The sequence below is a fragment of the Lactobacillus sp. C449L genome (genome assembly GCF_059900815.1).
The window spans coordinates 1-416 of sequence record NZ_JBWXGA010000373.1 but is presented as its reverse complement, the minus strand read 5'-3'; the positions used below and the strand labels follow the sequence as shown (position 1 = coordinate 416).

General features: G+C 64.7%; 1 pseudogene. It reads right to left on the bottom strand.

Annotated elements, in window-relative coordinates:
- Positions 1–362: pseudogene (locus AC2JF9_RS09850) on the bottom strand (hypothetical protein); the annotation flags it as partial.
- Positions 363–416 lie beyond the last annotated feature (54 nt).

The following is a 416-nucleotide window of genomic DNA, read 5'->3' as shown; positions in this document are numbered from 1 at the left end:
ATGTGGATCATGCCGATGACGCTGTCGAGGCTGCCTTCGTAGACGGGCAGGCGGCTGTGGCCCGCGTCGGCAAAGGCCTGGACCAGCTCGTCGAAGCTGGAGGTGCTGGAGACGGCGACGATGTCGCCGCGCGTCACCGCGATGTCGGATACGGTGCTTTCGCCGAAATGCAGCAGGTTCTTGAGCATCTGCCGCTCGATGGGCGACAGATCGCCGACGATCGGGGCCTCGCCCTCGTGGCTTTCGAGCGCTTCCTCGATTTCCTCGCGAAGCGTCGCTTCGCTCTCCTCCCCGAACAGCATGGTCCGAAGACCGCCGAGGAAACTTCGCCCCTCCGGGGCGCTGCTGGAATCGTCAGGCATTGGGGTTGGTGGCACCTTCTTCAGTTGCGTAAGGATCGGCGATGCCGAGCGCGG